The organism is Congregibacter sp., assembly GCF_965662665.1.
GTDB lineage: Bacteria > Pseudomonadota > Gammaproteobacteria > Pseudomonadales > Halieaceae > Congregibacter.
The window spans coordinates 1-17,821 of sequence record NZ_CBFIIF010000030.1; the positions used below are offsets into that span (position 1 = coordinate 1).

Annotated in this window: 19 protein-coding genes; 7 read left to right on the forward strand and 12 right to left on the reverse strand. The window is 54.5% G+C overall.

The genetic code is table 11. The features are described 5' to 3' along the window. Positions 1 to 1,279 (reverse strand): sodium:solute symporter family transporter (locus ACTG39_RS11385; protein ID WP_439107687.1); only part of this gene is annotated, 1,279 nt, incomplete at its 3' end. Between the two features lie 109 nt (positions 1,280 to 1,388). Between ACTG39_RS11385 and ACTG39_RS11390 the strand changes: the two genes are divergently transcribed. Next, entirely contained in the window at positions 1,389 to 2,033 is a 645-nt protein-coding gene (locus tag ACTG39_RS11390; RefSeq protein WP_439107688.1) for a TetR/AcrR family transcriptional regulator, read from the forward strand. A gap of 56 nt (positions 2,034 to 2,089) precedes the next feature. Here the strand turns inward: ACTG39_RS11390 and ACTG39_RS11395 are convergent, their stop codons facing one another. After that, positions 2,090 to 2,452, reverse strand: a complete 363-nt coding sequence (locus ACTG39_RS11395) for a hypothetical protein (RefSeq protein WP_439107689.1) — start codon at positions 2,450 to 2,452, stop codon at positions 2,090 to 2,092. Between the two features lie 211 nt (positions 2,453 to 2,663). Between ACTG39_RS11395 and ACTG39_RS11400 the strand changes: the two genes are divergently transcribed. The 6 genes from ACTG39_RS11400 (at position 2,664) to ACTG39_RS11425 (ending at position 9,557) form a co-directional block, all read left to right on the forward strand. After that, positions 2,664 to 4,124 (forward strand): coniferyl aldehyde dehydrogenase, encoded by a 1,461-nt coding sequence (locus ACTG39_RS11400; protein ID WP_439107690.1) that lies wholly within the window; start codon positions 2,664 to 2,666, stop codon positions 4,122 to 4,124. 40 nt (positions 4,125 to 4,164) lie between these two features. Next, complete coding sequence (gene glpQ, locus ACTG39_RS11405; protein ID WP_439107691.1) at positions 4,165 to 5,232, forward strand: glycerophosphodiester phosphodiesterase; 1,068 nt, start codon at positions 4,165 to 4,167, stop codon at positions 5,230 to 5,232. 81 nt (positions 5,233 to 5,313) lie between these two features. Next, positions 5,314 to 5,688, forward strand: coding sequence for an MmcQ/YjbR family DNA-binding protein (locus ACTG39_RS11410; protein WP_439107692.1), 375 nt, complete (start codon positions 5,314 to 5,316; stop codon positions 5,686 to 5,688). Beyond that, a complete protein-coding gene (gene pyk, locus ACTG39_RS11415; protein WP_439107693.1) occupies positions 5,685 to 7,133 on the forward strand; it encodes a pyruvate kinase in 1,449 nt (482 codons plus the stop codon). Before ACTG39_RS11410 ends, pyk begins: the two co-directional genes overlap by 4 nt. Before the next feature lie 412 nt (positions 7,134 to 7,545). Then, positions 7,546 to 7,752, forward strand: a complete 207-nt coding sequence (locus tag ACTG39_RS11420; RefSeq protein ID WP_008293511.1) for a cold-shock protein — start codon at positions 7,546 to 7,548, stop codon at positions 7,750 to 7,752. A gap of 380 nt (positions 7,753 to 8,132) precedes the next feature. Beyond that, the gene (locus ACTG39_RS11425) at positions 8,133 to 9,557 is read left to right on the forward strand and encodes a M20/M25/M40 family metallo-hydrolase (protein WP_439107694.1); all 1,425 of its coding nucleotides are present in this window, start codon (positions 8,133 to 8,135) and stop codon (positions 9,555 to 9,557) included. Between the two features lie 149 nt (positions 9,558 to 9,706). Here ACTG39_RS11425 and ACTG39_RS11430 read toward each other — a convergent pair whose 3' ends face one another. The 10 genes from ACTG39_RS11430 to lgt form a co-directional block, all read right to left on the reverse strand. Next, positions 9,707 to 11,056 (reverse strand): tetratricopeptide repeat protein, encoded by a 1,350-nt coding sequence (locus ACTG39_RS11430; protein WP_439107695.1) that lies wholly within the window; start codon positions 11,054 to 11,056, stop codon positions 9,707 to 9,709. A gap of 86 nt (positions 11,057 to 11,142) precedes the next feature. Further along, positions 11,143 to 11,748, reverse strand: coding sequence for an energy transducer TonB (locus tag ACTG39_RS11435; RefSeq protein WP_439107696.1), 606 nt, complete (start codon positions 11,746 to 11,748; stop codon positions 11,143 to 11,145). A 5-nt stretch (positions 11,749 to 11,753) separates the two neighbouring features. Further along, positions 11,754 to 12,176: an ExbD/TolR family protein gene (locus tag ACTG39_RS11440; protein WP_439107697.1), complete on the reverse strand. Its 423-nt coding sequence runs from the start codon at positions 12,174 to 12,176 to the stop codon at positions 11,754 to 11,756. Between the two features lies 1 nt (position 12,177). Continuing rightward, a complete protein-coding gene (locus ACTG39_RS11445; protein ID WP_439107698.1) occupies positions 12,178 to 12,585 on the reverse strand; it encodes an ExbD/TolR family protein in 408 nt (135 codons plus the stop codon). 49 nt (positions 12,586 to 12,634) lie between these two features. Next, the gene (locus ACTG39_RS11450) at positions 12,635 to 13,153 is read right to left on the reverse strand and encodes a MotA/TolQ/ExbB proton channel family protein (protein WP_439107699.1); all 519 of its coding nucleotides are present in this window, start codon (positions 13,151 to 13,153) and stop codon (positions 12,635 to 12,637) included. A 17-nt stretch (positions 13,154 to 13,170) separates the two neighbouring features. Beyond that, entirely contained in the window at positions 13,171 to 14,592 is a 1,422-nt protein-coding gene (locus tag ACTG39_RS11455; protein WP_439107700.1) for a MotA/TolQ/ExbB proton channel family protein, read from the reverse strand. Further along, complete coding sequence (locus tag ACTG39_RS11460; RefSeq protein ID WP_439107701.1) at positions 14,592 to 15,377, reverse strand: DUF3450 domain-containing protein; 786 nt, start codon at positions 15,375 to 15,377, stop codon at positions 14,592 to 14,594. Before ACTG39_RS11460 ends, ACTG39_RS11455 begins: the two co-directional genes overlap by 1 nt. A 235-nt stretch (positions 15,378 to 15,612) precedes the next feature. Then, positions 15,613 to 16,128 (reverse strand): dihydrofolate reductase, encoded by a 516-nt coding sequence (locus ACTG39_RS11465; RefSeq protein ID WP_439107702.1) that lies wholly within the window; start codon positions 16,126 to 16,128, stop codon positions 15,613 to 15,615. Then, positions 16,125 to 16,958 (reverse strand): thymidylate synthase, encoded by an 834-nt coding sequence (locus tag ACTG39_RS11470; RefSeq protein ID WP_439107703.1) that lies wholly within the window; start codon positions 16,956 to 16,958, stop codon positions 16,125 to 16,127. Before ACTG39_RS11470 ends, ACTG39_RS11465 begins: the two co-directional genes overlap by 4 nt. 10 nt (positions 16,959 to 16,968) lie before the next feature. Next, positions 16,969 to 17,772: a prolipoprotein diacylglyceryl transferase gene (gene lgt / locus ACTG39_RS11475; RefSeq protein WP_439107704.1), complete on the reverse strand. Its 804-nt coding sequence runs from the start codon at positions 17,770 to 17,772 to the stop codon at positions 16,969 to 16,971. Positions 17,773 to 17,821 lie beyond the last annotated feature (49 nt).

Genomic DNA, 17,821 nt, shown 5'->3' on the forward strand with positions numbered 1-17,821 from the left:
CCACCACTACCCATAGCGGAACGTGACGGCGCACGAGGACGCCAAAGAGTACCGGTACCAACGAAGCAGCAGCGAGCCCATAGACGCCCTTTTGCGCGAACAGACCGATTAACGGAGGAGGATTCCAGGCCAGTAATACCCCCACAAGGCCGACCGCAATCAATACCCAGCGGGACAAAACCAGACCATTGCTTCCCTCACCGGCCAAAGGCTTCACAATGTCATTGACCACCATGGCTGAGAGCGCCACAAGTATCCCGTCGAGGGTGCTCATTCCTGCCGCCAGCAAAGTCAGAAATATAAAAACCAGCACATACTCACCCCAAGGCGAATTTGAGAATTCATGGATCAAATATTCTCGAACAACGGTGTCCTGGGCATCGACTTCCAATCCCGCGAGCCGGGCGTAAAAGCCAATCATCAGCATCAAGGTAAATAGCGTGCCCACCACCGCAGTGGTAGCAATGAACTTACCGACGTCCCGTTCACTGCGCAGGTACAGAACCTTGGTAAGAATATGCGGCTGCAGCATTAAGGCAAAGGTCACGACAAAGCCGCTTACGAATACCGAAAAGAAGTCGAAGTAGAGGTTGCTGCTTTGATTAAAGGCTTGAGCGTAATTCTCCCCCACCGCACTAAGTGCCGCCCCGGGATCGCCAGCAAAGTACTTAAAACCCTGCACGAACAGCATCACCGTCACTGCCAGCATCATGACTCCCTGAAGAGTGTTCGTGTAAGCGTGCGCATAGGTTCCGCCCATGAGCACGTAGGAAAAAACAAACAGTACAACCACGATCAGCGCCGTCTTCTGCTCCATGGGAAATAGTCCCGTCATCAGCAAACTACAGCCCACGAGGATCAGTACGACAAAGGTGATGGAGAGCAGATTGATAAAGGCAAAGAACAAACTGAAACCGCGGTGGTTGTAACGGTAGTAAATCCACTGGGGTATGGTCAGAGCACGATTGGCCTCGCCCAAACGCAGAAAACCGCGAGCCAACACCAGAAAGGCGCTGAGAATACCCAGCGAGCCCGCTACGCCAAAGTGCAAGTACGCGGACAAGCCATGCTCGTAAACAAAGCCAGGGTTGATAACAAAGGTCGCCGTAGAGGAAATTGAAGCCGCAAGCGTTATGCCCACCAGATAAGGACTCATGTCCTTGTTCCCAATGGCGAAGCCTTCTACATTGCTGGTGCGCCGCATGCCCACGTAGGACAACCAGTACACCAGAGCCACATACCCCAGAGTTAAGGCGTATTTAAAAAACTCGGCAGACATTGTTGTTATTTCCCTACGATTTCTGACAGACTATTCAACAAGCGTTGAATATACAAGCGAAAGCCTCACAATAAAGCCGCGGGCAACACACCCGTCAGCAGGAGCCGCAATGAATAAAAGAGACAGCGTGCCCAAGCGAGACCGCATTCTGGATGCCGCAGAAGAGCTGTTTGCAGAGCACGGCTATGACGGTGTCACGCTGCGACGTATTGCAACCTCGGCGGGCGTAGATGTTGCCCTGGCCAACTATCACTTCGGAAAAAAACTGGATCTGTTTCAGGCGGTGTTTAACCGTCGAGCCGAGCTCTTAAACGGTGCTCGCCGCGAGGCCCTCCACGCCTGCCAACAGTCAGCAGGGGCCAAAGGGCCCAGCGTTGAGCAGATTATCGAAGCTTTTTTGAGACCGCTGGAGCTTGCCCAGGAGACCGGCGATGAAGGCTGGCGGCACTATCTTGCACTCATCGCCTACATCAACAACTCGCCCTACTGGGGACCGCGCATGATGTCCTCGCTGTTTGACGCCTTGGTACAGGAGTTTATAGAAGCACTGAAAACGGCGCTTCCCAAGGCGAGCGAGGCAGATATCTACTGGTGTTATCACAACCTGTCTGGTGCGCTAACTCTGACCCTGGCCAATACGGGCCGCATCGACAAACTATCCCGAGGACAGTGCCACAGCGCTGACTTTCAAGCAGCCTACGACCATATGATTCCATTTACTGCCGCAGGGTTTCGAAAAATCTGCGGTCAATAGCCGCAATGCTTGCGATGTAAACGACGCACCGTGCGTTACACCACATCGTCCTTTCTTTACGACGTCGGAGAGCCGTTTATCGCGAGCTCGTGTTGGAAATCTTTTTCGATTTGCTGCTGAAGCTCATAACGCCCGGTACCGCGACGCTCGGTGGAGTCGCGCATGCGATCGCGATAGCGCTGCTTACGATTAGACGCCACGGCATCGGCAAAGCGCTTTGGCTCGAGCTCACCGGCGATGAGAGCCTCTACCACGGCAATATCAACGCCCAAACGATAGGCAATGCGGTTGGGCCGAATCTGATGGGCATGAAACTTCGCCACGGCCACCAGCTGTTGATCCGAGTCCAGGGTACACACTCTGGAATAACCAAAAGGCGGAGACGGCGTGCGGGTATCATTCTGACTACTATCTGACATCGGCGCTTTCTAGCATCGCTTTATCGCCATGACAAGGCGGACGCATGAAATAAGCGTCATGAAAGGACTATTAGCCGCCCAAAACCCTCAGAACAGCGCTGCCTGAGATCAGATCAGAAACTCCCCTGACGCCCTAACAAACCGCTCAAAAAACGCCCAATTGAGACTATACTAGCGAGCTACGTCCAATAATGATTCACGGAGAGTAAGCATGAACGCACCTCAAACTGCGACCAACGTGGCCGATGCCGAAACACTCATGCAGAGCGTACTCGAAGCCCAGCGCAGCGATTACATCGCTGAGGGCGGGGTAAGCGCCGCGACGCGTCGCGACCGGCTCCAGCGTGGCATCGATGTATGCGTCAAGTATCAGGACAAAATGATCGACGCGCTGAATACTGACTTCAGCTGTCGTCCCAGGGAAGTCACGCTGCTCACCGATGTGGCCGCCTCGATTACGCCCATGAAGCACTGTATGAAACACCTCGAAAAGTGGATGCGTAGCGAAAAGCGTCCAACCATGTTTCCCCTTAACCTTCTGGGTGGCCGCTCGTCCGTGGAGTACCAGCCAAAAGGTGTCGTGGGCGTTATTTCGCCCTGGAACTTCCCGGTAAATCTGACCTTTGGACCGTTAGCGGGCATTCTGGCAGCGGGCAACCGCGCCATGATCAAGCCCTCAGAGTTCACGCCAGCCACCTCAGAAGTGATGGCGGAAATGGTCGCGGAAGCCTGGGACGAAAAAGAAGTCGCTATCTTTACCGGTGGCCCGGAAGTAGGTCAGGCATTCTCCGGTCTAGCCTTTGACCACATGATTTTTACCGGGGCAACCAGCATCGCTCGCCACATCATGGCAGCGGCAGCTCGTAACCTCGTGCCAGTGACGCTCGAGCTCGGCGGCAAGTCACCCGTGATCATCTCCCGAGATGTCGATCTGCAGATGGCAGCACAGCGCATCATGCTGGGCAAAACCTTGAATGCCGGACAGATCTGCCTTGCACCCGATTACCTGATGGTTCCCGAGGAGCGCCTTAGCGAAGTGGTAGAGGCACTCAAGTCTGTGACCGAAGAGATGTACCCCAAGCTTCTGGATAACCCCGAGTACACCTCTGTTGTTAACGAGCGTCACTTCCAGCGACTTAACAGCTATCTTGCGGATGCCGAAGAACGCGGCATCACGGCAACAGCAATCAATCCTGCCAAGGAAGACTTTAGCGCGCAGCAGGGCACCTTCAAGATTCCACCGACCCTGGTGGTTAATCCGACGGAGGACAGCAAAGTCATGGAGGAAGAGATCTTCGGGCCCATACTGCCGATCCGTACCTACAAAGATTTCTCCGAGACTATCGACTACGTCAATTCTCACCCCCGTCCTCTGGGCGCTTACTACTTTGGCAAGAACAAGGATGAAGAAGAGGCCGTGCTCAAGCGCACAACCTCTGGTGGCGTAACAGTCAATGACGTGATCATGCACATCATGCAGGAAGAGCTACCCTTTGGTGGCGTGGGTCCCAGCGGCATGGGCTCTTATCACGGTCACGACGGATTCAAGACTTTCAGTCACGCCAAGGCCATATTCCGTCAGTCCAGCTTCAATATCGGCAAACTGGGCGGCATGCTTCCGCCCTATAATTCTGCGACGGAAAAGACCATCAAGATGCAGGTGAAGAGCTAAGAAGGACGAAAGATCCAAAGACGATTTTTTAAGCCACACCGTGCAACGGTTAACAAACACCCGCGCACGGTTTAGGCGCTCTCTTTGGCGTTTCTGCCTGCTCTGCGTTTTGACACAGGGGGAAAGCGCTTTGGCAACTGAACGACCCATCGTTATCGCCCATCGCGGCGCCAGCGCATACCTCCCGGAACATACTCTTCCCGCAAAGGCCATGGCACACGCCATGGGCGCCGACTTTATTGAGCAGGATGTCGTCCTTACATCAGACGGCGTTGCCATCGTACTGCACGACATTCATCTGGAATCCACTACAGACGTCGCCCAGGTGTTTCCCGATCGGGCGCGGGACGACGGTCGGTTTTATGCCATCGACTTCAGCCTCGAGGAGATACGCCAGCTGCGGGCCCATGAACGCCGAGGGCCCGATGGAGAAGCGGTTTTTCCCCAGCGTTTCCCCGCTATGAATGGATTATCGAGCGTCCCTACTCTAGCCGAAGAAATCGCCCTTATCGCTGGGCTTAACAAAAGTCGCGGCCACAAGGTTGGGCTGTATGTCGAGATGAAGGCCAGCGCTTTTCATCGTAGCGAAGGCCAGGATCTTCCGGCTGCGGTGATGCAGGTTCTGGAGGACGGTGGTTGGGCCGAGCAGCCGGAGCTCGTCTTTCTCCAGAGTTTTGAACCCGACGCTCTGCGTCAACTTAAATACGAGCTGAAGACAGATTTACCCTTGATTCAGCTGATCGCGGAGAATGCCTGGGACGAAAACGGTAGCGTCGACTATGACGCCATGCGGACGGATGCAGGACTGGATGCGGTTGCCGAATATGCCAGCGGTATCGGACCCTTTCTGATGCAGCTCTATCGCGGTGCGGATGATCAGGGCAGAGCGCAACTGACGGACCTGGCAAAGCGCGCCAAAGAGCGCGGCCTGCTGATTCATCCCTACACTTTCCGAGCCGATCAATTGCCCCCGGGGATCGCCAGTTTCGAAGAGCTTCATCGGGTGTTTTTTGAAGACCTGGCGGTGGACGGCGTGTTTAGCGACTTCCCCGACCGCAGCCGCGCACTCAGTGAGCGCTTTGTTAATCAGGCAGAGAAGCAGCGCTGAGTCGGCAATTCAAGTTCGACTAGCGAGAGTCCGGCTTGTATATCAAAAATTCATCGTTTTGACCTGTTTAGAGAGGCCCCCGTGAACTACGATGACGCGCGCAACTATTTGTTGAACTGTCCAGAGTCCTGGGAGGACTATCCATTTGGCCCTGGCGTCGCTGTAATGAAGGTTCTGGACAAGATGTTTGCGACTCTGGGATCAGAAGACGGTGTCGCGCGAATGAACCTCAAATGTGACCCCGACGAAGCGGTGATGCTGCGCGATATTTTCGAAGCAGTGCTTCCCGGCTATCACATGAACAAACGACACTGGAACACCGTGCTTCTCGACGGCAGTATTCCCCAGGGCGAAATAGAGCGCATGATCGACAGTTCCTATGCACTTGTGGTTCGGGGTCTACCGAGCCGACAACGAAAAGCCTTACAAATGAGAACAGGGCAAGACATCACGTGAGCACTAAAGTAAATCGACGAACCAAGATAGTTGCGACCATCGGTCCGGCCAGTGAAAGCGCCGAGGCCATTGGACGCTTGCTCGAAGCCGGCGTGGATGTGTTTCGGCTTAACTTCAGTCATGGCAGCGTCGATCAGCACGCGGCGGTCGCGGAGCGCATCCGCAAACAGTCTGCGGTGCACAGTCGCTACGTCGGCATACTCGCTGATCTGCAGGGCCCCAAGATTCGCATAAGCAGCTTCAGCAACGGCAGTATCAAGCTTGGCGTCGGTGACCGCTTCAGGCTCGACAGCAGCATCGCAGAAGACAGCGGCGATCAGCGCGGCGTCAGCTTTAGCTATTTGCCCATGCTGGACAGTCTGCGCAGCGGCGACATTCTTTTGCTGGACGACGGTCGAATACGTCTACGCGTAGAAGACGTGGAAAAGGCCGCGGTGGACTGCACCGTGACAGTGGGCGGAAAGCTGGGCTCCAAAAAGGGCATCAACCGCTTAGGCGGAGGCATCGCGGCGCCGGCGCTTACCGCAAAAGACCTCGAAGACATCGCCGGTTTGGGACGTATCGCGCCGGACTATGTTGCAGTTTCCTTTGTATCGAGTCTCGAGGACATTGAGCACGCCAAGTCACTGCTTGCAGCGCAGGATCTCTCCGTCGCGGTGATCGCGAAGATTGAACGCGCGGAAGTAGTGGCGGATGACAGCATACTCAATGGCATTCTCGAGGCATCGGATGGCGTCATGGTCGCCCGAGGAGATCTGGGGGTAGAGGTGGGTGATGCCGAACTTATTGGCATACAGAAAGACCTCATCTCCCGCGCACGTCGCATGGACCGCCTGGTGATCACCGCCACGCAAATGATGGAATCGATGATCAGCAGCTCCATGCCCACCCGCGCCGAGGTGTTTGACGTGGCCAATGCCGTGCTTGATGGCACGGACGCAGTGATGCTCTCGGCAGAAACCGCCGTCGGTGAATATCCCGTAGAGGTCGTGAAAGCCATGGCGGATGCTGCTCTGGGAGCCGAACGTCATCCCGTGGCGCGCACATCGCGCTACCGTCTGGAACGGCAATTTGCGAGCGCTCAGGAAACCATTGCCATGTCCGCCATCTATGCGGCCAATCACTACGCCAATGTTCGCGGCATCGCCTGTCTGACCGAGTCGGGGACCACGCCTCTGCTCATGTCGCGCCTAAGCTCCGGCCTGCCTATTTTTGCGCTCTCCAATCAGCCCCGTACCCTCTCAAGGCTCAGCCTGTGCCGAGGTGTCATTCCGCTGTACTTCGACGCCAGCTCTCTTGGACAAGAGGACATCGAAGCCAGCGCCATTGAATATCTTCGGGACAATGATCTTCTCTCAAAAGATGATGCGCTTTTGTTAACCCGGGGCGACGTTATGGGCACAGCCGGCGGTACCAACATCATGAAGATCCTGCCGGTCAGCTGATTCGAGCGTCTCTGGCAAAACCCTTCGCGGCAAAAAGCTGCGCATTGCCCTTGTCCCGTGGAGTGCTACACTGTGTGTGCTGCCTTGAGCAGCAGGTTTATCCGGACATCGACACAAGAACGAAAAAAGTACGAACGTTGTTGAACAAGAAATCTTTCGCCACGCCCGCGCATATTCTGCGACCTCTATTTCCTACACCATTGAAGGCAGGGGACATTGTTCTCTGTGCATTTTTGGCTGTGGGTAAATAATGCGTCGCACAAGTGCAGCGAGTGGGGAGCAAAGAGAGTAATAAACGTCCTTATCCGGTGTAAGTACTCTACAAACCGCTACAGCCAACACTGATCTCACACCGCGCAGAGCGCAAAGTAGACAGGAAAAGGCGGCGGCGAAAATTAAAGGTAAAAAAAGTATGTCGACAGTAACCGGTACCGTAAAGTGGTTTAACGAATCTAAAGGCTTTGGCTTCATTGAGCGTGAAGGCGGCCCAGACGTTTTCGTTCACTTCAGTGCTATCAAGGGCGATGGGTTTAAAACGCTGACAGATGGTCAGAAAGTGGAATTCACTGTCACGGACGGTCAAAAAGGCCCCCAAGCAGAGGACGTGGTTGCTGTCTGACAGTACTACGAACACCCCATTCAGTTTATAGAAACTGAATCAGAAGCCCCGGAGACGGGGCTTTTTTATTGGCGTATCAAAAAGCGCCAATCAGCTACCCGGATAAAAGCCGACTCTATTCATCAAACGTGCAGACCCGGAGATAAGCGGGAAAACTAGTAAAAGGACGACGCATGTCAACATCTATGGGACTGCTGGTAAGCCAGGGGAGACGTTAGAAAAATCGAGTCCTATCATCTCGGGGGTTGTACGCATTGGTGTCTCCGGGCGCTCCCAAAGCAGTAAAAAATGATTTGCTGCGATGAACACAGCGATCCAGAATTAATGTGATGAACAAAGCCATGGCACACTAGCCGGCAGTACTTATCAGGAATTAAACGATGAAAAAGTTAACCACCGTTTCACTCAAGCTAATCCTTTGGCTAAGCCTCTCCATCGCGGCCACCACACAATCAGCATTCGCGCAGGACAGCGCATTAGGGCTTAGCGCGGGCAGCATTGAACACGCCATAAGTCTGCGGGACACAGCGATGCAAGGCTCTATGGCCTACGATATTGTCGAATCGTTAACGACAGAAGTCGGCCCCAGGCTCGCAGGCACCGAAGCCGAAGCTCGGGCACGGGACTGGGCAGTAGCTAAACTGTCAGCCCTGGGTTTTGAGAACGTGCGCGTTGAGCCCTTCACAATACCGGGCTGGGAACGTGGTACAGAAAGCGCTGAGCTGCTGGCCCCCTACCCTCAGCCGCTTTCACTGACCACGCTGGGCGGTTCAGTGGCAACGCCGGACGCCGGGATAGAAGCGGATGTCGTTTTTTTCCCAACCCTTACCGATCTTGAAGCCGCTGCTGCCGGAAGCCTGAATGGTAAGATTGCCTTTGTTTCCCACGCCATGCAGAAAACTCAGAATGGTTCTTCCTACGGCTTTCACGGTCGCCTCCGCCGCTCCGGGGCAAGCATTGCCGCCAGCAAGGGTGCGATTGCGATTCTCATACGATCCATAGGCACCGACTCCCATCGGATGCCGCACACCGGGTCCATGCGCTACGATCCTGAAGTTAAAAAAATCCCCGCGGCCGCCCTCTCCAACCCCGACGCCGATCAACTGGAACGCATTCACGCCCGTGGAAAAACCATGCGGGTGAGTTTGAATGTTCAGCCCACGTTTACCGGTGAGAGCACGACCGGCAACGTCATCGTGGACATTCGCGGCACCGAAGCTCCTGAGGAAGTCGTCATCATTGGCGGTCACCTGGATAGCTGGGATCTGGGCACCGGTGCGATTGATGATGGTGCTGGCGTTGCCATCGCAACCGCGGCCGCCAAACTGATCCTCGATAACGGCAGACGTCCCAAGCGCAGCATTCGCCTGATCCTGTGGGGCGCTGAAGAAGTAGGTCTGCTGGGCGGCTTTGCCTATCTCGAACGCCACAAAAAAGACCTCGAAAATCAAATCATCGGCACGGAGAGTGACTTTGGTGCAGGCAAGATCTGGCAGCTTAACTCTCAGGTGAGCGAAGAAGCACAACCACTGGTGAACAAAATGGCAGAGTTGCTGGCCCCCATCGGTATCGCACCGGGAAGCAGTGACTCGCCGGGAGCAGGTCCTGACTTAACACCGCTGGTACGTGCGGGTATGCCTTCATTAAGGCTCAATCAGGATGGCAATGACTACTTCGATCTTCACCACACCGCAGACGATACACTGGACAAGATTAACCCCCACGACCTGGATCAGAACGTAGCGGCCTTTGCCGTGTTTGCCTGGCTGGCGGCAGACACTGATCTTCGCTTCAAAACGGACTGATCAGCTGGTCAGTCTATTTCTCATTGCAAGATTCTGAATAAGTGATCCGGGGCTTTCGGGCCCCGCAAACAAAAAACCCACCTCGATGGGTGGGTTTATGCAGAGCAGTCAAAAAGCCTCTACGACGTTTTGATGCTCAATAGTCCGGCTTAACCTTCAGCGGCAAGACTCTTCTGACGCTCAAGTTCGGAGTTCATGTACTTCATCCACTGATCAGCGTACTTCTTTGATCGCTCGTCACGGCCAGCTGCACGGAAAGCATCGCGCGCTTTTGCGTACTGCTTGGTGTTGAAATAAGCCATGCCCAGCACAAGACGCGCGTTATCGGCACGTTTTACACCGCCACGATCCAAGCCTTTAGTAATCGCCTCAATGGCTTTTTCGTTTTTGTCCGCATCCAGGTAGATATTCCCCAGGCGCGCATAGAGGTCTCCATCATCAGACATCGATGCCGCTTTTTCCATGGCAGGGATGGCGTCTTCTACTTCTTGCGCCTGACGCAGCGCACCAGCCAGCAATTCCCAGTTCTTGGACGTGTCCTGAACAATCTCATCCTTTAAGCCTTCCTGTAATACTACAGACGCCTTGTAAGGTACCTCCGCATTGAGAAAGAGGGACGCCATGTTGCGGTATTCGCCATCTTTTTCCAGCATGCCCTGAACATAAGCTGTTTCCATAGCACCCAGCTGGAGGGCTTCTTTCTCTTGCTCGGAGTACATAAAGCTCAGCTGAACCCAGTACTGCTTCTTGGGGTAGAAGGTAATTAGCTGCTGCAAAGTCGCGGTCGCCTCGGCGATCATGTTCTTTTCAGCGTAAAGGAAGCGAGCCAGGTTGTACCACTGCTCTTTAGGAATCTTGCCCTTGGCGTCATAGTCATCAATGGCAATATTGATGTTCTGTAACGCCTTGTCGTAATCCTTGAGCTGGTAGTAACCCTGCGCCATCAATACATAGGCATTTGCGTTAGGCGTTTCGGTCATCGCAAACCACTTTTCCAGGGCATCGATACCATCAGCCCAGCGCTCTTGCACAAAGTACAGCTGCGCTACGGTAAAGCGAGTATTGATCTCCATCGCCAGCGGGATGTCAGGCTGCTTGATCACGTTTTCGTAGGACTGCAGCGCAGAGGTGTAATCCTCGTTAGAGTAATGAATAAACGCGTAGAGGTTGTAAACATTAGCAAGCTCGTAGCTATTGAGCTCATTGTCACGTCGACCTGCAAGCATGCCGTCCAGGACTTTCGCAGCTGTTGCAAGATCCTTGGCTTCTGCAGCGGTCTGCGCCTCTGCCAGCTTCTCGTAAACCTTATTACGCAAAGCCGGTGTGCGACGTGTTTCCTGCTCTGGCTTTGGCTGCGCGTCCTGAGCCTGTGCCTGAGCGATACCGCTTATGGCCGGTCCAAGCGCCGTCTGAGAAACCACGATCTGCGCGGCCACCACCGGAAGTGCCAGAAGAAAACTTCTGACTCCAACGTTCATTGCGTGTTTTGAGAACTTCATAAGCATGCCTTCACTTGTTCTTTAACTACGACCCCAGCTTACTGCTGTAGTTTCCCGAAGAATTCCTACTGCAGTTACGGCTAGGCTTACTGCTCGAGTTCGTAGGTAAACTTGTTTTGTACACCCGCCACTTCAATGGCTTCACCATCAACCACGCGAGGCTTGTACTTGAACTTTTCCGCAGCCTTTACAGACGCGCGCTCAAATACACCAGAGGGCGCACAATCTACCGGCATGGGGTCACGAATGGAGCCACTCTTGGTCACCGTATATTCGACAATGCAGTAGCCCGTAAGTCCGCGTGTTTGCGCACGTCGCGGATAAATTGGCGCAACCTTCACGATGGGTAGGTACTCACCATCACCAGAGGACATGCCGCTGCTGCTGATCTCTACCTGTACACCCGCATTGGGGGCAATGTTGGCAACATCCAGATCCGTATCAAAATCAAGCTCAAGAGGCTGCAGTTCAGGAGGTGGCTCTTCTGGGTCTTCCACCTTCTCCGGCTTAACTTCTTTCGTGTTTACTTCGATTTCCCGTTCAGGAACGACGATGTCAGCGATCTTGCGACCTTTGGTATCCGTCTGCTCATAGTCTTTGTCGATAAGACTCTGCATGAGAAAGAAAAGTCCAAATGCCACGGGTATTGCTACCAGTGCTCCAATAAACGCTCTTACAAAAGAATTACCCATAACGATTACGCCTCGTCATCCGTAGAGATACAGGGTGGCGACGTCAGCTGATCGCGAACCTCGTCATACAGATCTTCAACCACATAAGCTGGCGTATCCTGGTCAACCTGGATCACCATATTTGCCTGAGGCGCTTCCTTTTTGGCAATTTCAACCATCTGGGCGGCACGCTCCATTGGCACCTTATTCTTGTTGTAGTAGATATCTCCCTTACTATCAACCGCGAAAATAATCGTTCCGCGCTCACAGGCAAGGGTTGTAGTGGCCTGAGGCTTGAAAATTTCAATACCGGGCTCTTTAACGAACGAAGAAGTCACGATAAAGAAGATCAGCATGATGAACACAACGTCCAACATCGGCGTCAGATCAATTTGACCCGCTTCGCCGTCGGCAGCTTTTCGTTTGGCAGCGCTCTCTTGCAAGCTCATATTACTTACGCTCCCCGCTGGCCCAGTTGACCGCACCGGCCCCTGCCTCGCGTGCCGCATCAGCGACATCGACGACAGTGTTGGCCTTCGCGCCCTTATCCACTTTGATACTCACCGCCTGCTCCGGGTCTGCAGCCAATAGCCGCTGAATGTTAGCTCGTACAGCGCGAGCATCTACCCGGCGATTTTCCATCCAGATCTGATCATCAGACTGGATCTGCACCAAAATACTGCTGGCGTCGGAAGGATCCGAGTTGGTGTTATCGGGACGATTAATTTCGATACCCGCTTCTTTAATAAATGAAGCGACAACGATGAAGAAGATGAGCATGATGAATACCACGTCCAGCATGGGCGTGAGATCAATCTCGGCTCCTTCATCTTCCTGCTTCTTAACAAGTTTGCGCATGTATTAAATACCTGTTCGTGCCTGTTACTACGGACCTACGATCCGAGAATCAGTGATCAGACGTTAGCTGGTCTTCGAGCAGTTCCTGCTCGCGATCCGCAATACGCTGTATGTAGGTGTTGGCAAACAAACCGGAAAGCGCCGCCACCATGCCCGCCATCGTCGGGATAGTCGCTCTTTCAACACCACCAGCCATTGATTTGGCATCACCACCACCGGTAACCGCCATCACGTTAAACACCTCGATCATGCCCGTTACAGTACCGAGCAAACCGAGTAGCGGGCAGAGCGCCACCAGTGTCGTGATGACGTTAAGGTTGGCGTGAATGTCTTCACGACTGACCGAGAGCAACTGGCTTCTGATTTGCTTGGCATTCCAGGATCTGCGCTCCGGGCGCGACTCCCATGCATTGATAGTCTCAAAGACTTCTTTGCGCCAAACGAAGCTAAAGAACCACAGTCGCTCAAAGATCAAGGTCCACATAACGAAGACCAGAATCGCGATGAGCCAGAGCACATTCCCGCCTTTATCCATAAAGGCGAGAATGGTTTCTAGGAAGCCTCCCATGCTTAGCAGCCTCCCGCTTACTTGGAGCTGGCTTCGGAGTGCGTAGCAACGATACCCGTCGCCTGCTCAGTCAACACGTGGATGATGCGCTGAGCGCGACCATTAACCAGCGTGTGCAGCAGAACCGTGGGGATCGCAACCAGCAGACCGAGTACCGTGGTGATCAATGCACCAGAAATACCGCCGGCCATTGCCTTCGGATCGCCCGCACCAAAGATGGTGATGGCCTGGAAGGTGATGATCATTCCGGTCACCGTACCCAGCAGACCCATAAGAGGCGCTACGGCTGCGATGATCTTGAGCAGTGTCAGACCTGATTCGAGTCTTGGTGTCTCCCGCATAACTGCTTCGGACATCTTCAGCTCGAGGGTTTCGAGATCCATGCTTGGGTTGTCTTCGTGAACCTTCAGAACGCGACCCAGTGGGTTGTTGTCCATAGCCTTGTCAGACTTCAGCTGCTTGCTCACCTTGGCGCTAACGCCTGTGAGAACAAGTACGCGGAAGATGGCCAGGAGGAACGCAAAGGCACCAACGGCGGTAATCGCATAGCCCACGTAGCCGCCCTGATGCCAGCGCTCTTCCAGGTTCGGGCTATCGATGATCGCCGCGAGGAATGAACCACCGGTAGGACCTGTGGGGTCGATACCAAACTGATGCATGCCACCAGAAGCGTTAGCCAGTTCACTCGCCCAGCCAGTGTAGTTTCCAGCAGGCTGACGAGGCAGCACGGCAAGGCTGTCGTTGGCGTAAGCCAGATAGTTACCTTCAGTGTCGATGACGTTGAAAGCACCGACTCGAACGACGTCGCGCGGTGCGCGCTCACCCGAGGCAGTTGCGACTTCAGTCGTGAACGAAACGACTTTGCCGGTCTCGGTAATCTCACGGAGCATTTCATACCAAACACGCTCGATTTCTTCGATGCTTGGCAGACGATCAGACGTACTCATCTTGTCGATGAGATCCTGGAGGAACAAACCGCGATCTGGATACTGAGAAGAAACCAGTGACACATCAAGGTTGGACTTGAGGTCGCCGGAAGCTGCTGTCAGGTGCCCAAACAGTTCGGTCAAAGCACCAAGACGCTCACGCAACTGCTCTTGCTTGTCAGCAACGAGAAGTTCGTTAGCTTCGAATGTGTCTTCAAGCTGTGCGGAACGACGCTCTTCACGCGCGCGCTCTGCTTCAGCATCTCTGAGCATCTGCTCTTGATTAGCTTTTGCCGCAGAGAAGCGCTGCTCGCGCTCTCGGTTGGCTGCAGCATCAGTTACCTGACCCTGCTTTACGAATTCCAGAAGCTGCCCCATGTTTGCTGCGGCTTCAGCCCGCAGATCGGGCTCCGCCGCGGCAGGCGCTGCCTCGTCCTGCGCCATGACGGAACTGCTCATCGCGACCAAACCGCCCAAAACCAGAGCGGAAACCATATTGTTAAGCGATTTCATTATTGCGCCTCCGGTGCTGCGATGGGCATGTTAAGAAGTTCGATAGTGGCCGTTTTCTTGGCGATACGAACACCCTTGCGGATAGCCGCAGAGTAATCGCCAGAGCTGAGGGGCTCCCAGCTGCGTGTCGTATTGTTCCAAGCGCCGGCTTCAAGACCATCAGATGTTTGGTAGACCAGGGCGATACGGCCGATGCGCAGGAAGTCCACATCCCGGGGGCCCGTGCCAAGGTCAATAGTGTCGGTGTAAGTTTCAAAACCACGTCCGTATTGCAGCTCAATGTTGTAAGCCTCAAGTACCTGACGGAATTTCTCCGCTACCGTCAGATCAGATCGATCGACGTTGGTTTTAAGGAATTCGATGCGCTGACGACGCTCCTCCAGATTGAAGGGCACGTCCATCTCAACAAATTGCTCCAGGCCGTCGATCATGCGGATGACCAAAGGTGTCATCTGGCGCTGGATAACCGTTACCTGATCAATAGACTCGTCGATGTCCGCGATGCGGCGCACCTGATTGTCGATTTGACGCTGGAGTCGTGCGTTGTAGACGCGCAGACCGTCAATTTGCTTCATGACCGTTTTGTAGTCGTCCAGCAGATTGCGGGTTTCGTCTGCGAGACGATCTACCTTCGCCTGGGACTCGCGGGCTGCCTCAGTTTTCTGGGCGCTGACCTCGAGTATGTTGTCGAGTGTGCTTGTCTGAGCTGACGCTGCCAGACCCACAAGGGCGGACAGTGACGCTACGGCGACAAGCAGCACATTCTTCAGTCGATAGCTAGTCATGGGAATTGTGCTTCCTGTGTCGAGAGAAATGTGAACTGTTCTTTGTGATTGCAGTTGAGACCAAATGTCGGACTTGGACCAACTGGATTAGTCGTAGACCGGGTCGAAGATATAAGCAGATAAAATGGCTTATTTCAAACAACTGATGTTGCCATTTTTGGGTAGCTGCACATATGAGTAAATAGGTAACACCTTTTGGGCGCCCGGTAACGTTTTGCAGGCGGTTTGCAGAAGGTCAAGGCCTGCGCCGCGTGTATTCGAGAAACGTGTGGGCCGGCACCTCTCCTTCAGGCGGGCTTTCCTGTCGAGCCACCTCATCCCACTGACTCCAATCAATGTCGGGAAGAAAGGCATCCCCGCTCGGCTCGAGATGGACACGCGTTAAGTAGATTCGACTCGCCCGTGGCAGTGCCAACGCATAAATTTGCGAGCCACCAATAATCATGAGCTCATCACTGCCATCGATGAGCGCGACATCCTCTGCGAGCTCAATCGCGCTATCCAGGCTGTCCACGCAACGCACGCCCTCTGCGGCATAGTCGAGGTTCCGGCTAATGACGATGTTGGTGCGACCCGGCAGCGGCCTGCCAATGGACTCAAAGGTAAGACGCCCCATCAGGATGGGCTTGCCCATAGTTGTGCGTTTGAAGTGCGCCAGATCTTGGGGGAGATCCCAGGGCAGCGCGTTGTTGCGACCAATGACGTTGTTGTCTGCCGCCGCCACAATCAGAGCAATGGGGAAATCGCTCACACCGCCACCGGAGCCGAAATGGCTGGATAGGGGTCGTAGTCAGAAAGCTCAAAATCCTCAAAGCGATAATCGTAAATACTGTCGGGCTTGCGCAGGAGCTTGAGGGTTGGCAAGGACCGGGGCTCCCGACTCAACTGCTCATTCACCTGCTCCATGTGGTTGAGATACAAATGCGAGTCACCCGTGCTCACAATGATTTCGCCGGGCTCAAGGTTCGCCTGTTGAGCAAGCATCATCACCAGAACCGCAAGGCTTGCGGTGTTGAACGGCAAGCCCAGAAACGTGTCACTTGATCGAATGTACAGCTGCGCCGAAAGCTGCCCCTGCGCCACATAAAACTGATACAGCAAATGGCAGGGTGGCAGCGCCATGCGTCCCGCGAGTACGTTTTCCTGGGGGCTCAGGGACTCATCCGGAAGATACTCAACGTTCCATGCATGAAACAGGATTCGCCGGCTGTCGGGTCGATGCTTGAGGCAGTCGAGCACGTACTCAATCTGATCCACCTCGCCGCCGTCTTTGGTCGGCCAGGCTCGCCACTGCTTGCCGTACACAGGGCCCAGGTCACCCGTATCCGTCGCCCACTCATTCCAAATACTGACCCCGTGCTCCTGCAGCCAGGCAACATTGGTATCGCCGTTCAGAAACCAGATCAGCTCGTTAATGATGCTCCGCAAGTGGACCTTTTTGGTCGTCAGCAAAGGAAATCCATCGGCGAGGTTGTGGCGGAACTGCCTGCCAAAGACAGACAGCGTGCCGGTCCCCGTCCGATCCTCCTTGCGCACACCGTTATCGAGAATATCCCTTAGCAGATCCTGGTATTGCCGCATGACCGCCCCCTTAATTTTTTGACAAGCGCGCTCCAGTACGCCCGTAGGCGTACCAGAGCATGTAAATACCCAGCAGAATCATGGGCACGCAGAGAATTTGGCCGCGGGTCATCCACCCAAAGGCCTGAATTCCGAGATGCGCATCGGGCTCCCGAAAAAACTCAGCGATAAAACGCAGCACGCCGTAACCCAGAGCAAAGACCCCCGAGACTGCCCAGGTGGGTCGGGCACGACGGCTGAACCAGAGCAGAATGACAAAGAGCAACATGCCCTCCAGCGCAAACTGATACAGCTGCGAGGGATGACGTGCCAACTGTAGCGGATCTCTGGGAAACACCATTGCCCAGGGTACGTCCGCTGCGCGACCCCAGAGCTCCTGCCCGATAAAGTTACCCAGCCGCCCCAGTGCAAGCCCAAGAGGCGCCAGCGGCGCCACAAAGTCCAACAGAGGCCCAAAGGCAATCTTTTGGCTCCGCGCATACCAGAACGTGGCGACAATCACCCCCAGCATACCGCCGTGGAACGACATCCCGCCCTCCCATACCCGCAGCAGCCAGGCGGGGTCCTGTGCCAGACGTTCGCCACCATAAAAAATGGCATACCCCATACGCCCGCCGAGCACGACACCCAGTGCGGCATAAAACAACAGGTCATCAACCTGCTGTCTCGCCAGCGGTGAATGCGGCTGCTGACTCCTGCGCGCGGCCAAACCCCAGGCGAAGGCAAGCCCGGCCAGATACGTTAAGCCATACCAATGGATCTGCAGCGGCCCCAATGCAACGGCAACAGGATCAATTTCGGGATAAGTCAGCATAGAGTTAATTCAGGGCGCAGATAATTCAACATGTCATAGAGGCTTTGAG

Coding starts and splice junctions, on each gene's coding strand:
- ACTG39_RS11470 (WP_439107703.1), bottom strand. CDS start 16,958: ATGCGGCAATACCAGGATCTGCTAAGGGATATTCTCGATAACGGTGTG.
- lgt (WP_439107704.1), bottom strand. CDS start 17,772: ATGCTGACTTATCCCGAAATTGATCCTGTTGCCGTTGCATTGGGGCCG.
- ACTG39_RS11460 (WP_439107701.1), bottom strand. CDS start 15,377: ATGACTAGCTATCGACTGAAGAATGTGCTGCTTGTCGCCGTAGCGTCA.
- ACTG39_RS11430 (WP_439107695.1), bottom strand. CDS start 11,056: ATGAAGTTCTCAAAACACGCAATGAACGTTGGAGTCAGAAGTTTTCTT.
- ACTG39_RS11395 (WP_439107689.1), bottom strand. CDS start 2,452: ATGTCAGATAGTAGTCAGAATGATACCCGCACGCCGTCTCCGCCTTTT.
- ACTG39_RS11400 (WP_439107690.1), top strand. CDS start 2,664: ATGAACGCACCTCAAACTGCGACCAACGTGGCCGATGCCGAAACACTC.
- ACTG39_RS11420 (WP_008293511.1), top strand. CDS start 7,546: ATGTCGACAGTAACCGGTACCGTAAAGTGGTTTAACGAATCTAAAGGC.
- ACTG39_RS11425 (WP_439107694.1), top strand. CDS start 8,133: ATGAAAAAGTTAACCACCGTTTCACTCAAGCTAATCCTTTGGCTAAGC.
- ACTG39_RS11440 (WP_439107697.1), bottom strand. CDS start 12,176: ATGAGCTTGCAAGAGAGCGCTGCCAAACGAAAAGCTGCCGACGGCGAA.
- ACTG39_RS11445 (WP_439107698.1), bottom strand. CDS start 12,585: ATGCGCAAACTTGTTAAGAAGCAGGAAGATGAAGGAGCCGAGATTGAT.
- ACTG39_RS11435 (WP_439107696.1), bottom strand. CDS start 11,748: ATGGGTAATTCTTTTGTAAGAGCGTTTATTGGAGCACTGGTAGCAATA.
- ACTG39_RS11455 (WP_439107700.1), bottom strand. CDS start 14,592: ATGAAATCGCTTAACAATATGGTTTCCGCTCTGGTTTTGGGCGGTTTG.
- ACTG39_RS11390 (WP_439107688.1), top strand. CDS start 1,389: ATGAATAAAAGAGACAGCGTGCCCAAGCGAGACCGCATTCTGGATGCC.
- ACTG39_RS11450 (WP_439107699.1), bottom strand. CDS start 13,153: ATGGGAGGCTTCCTAGAAACCATTCTCGCCTTTATGGATAAAGGCGGG.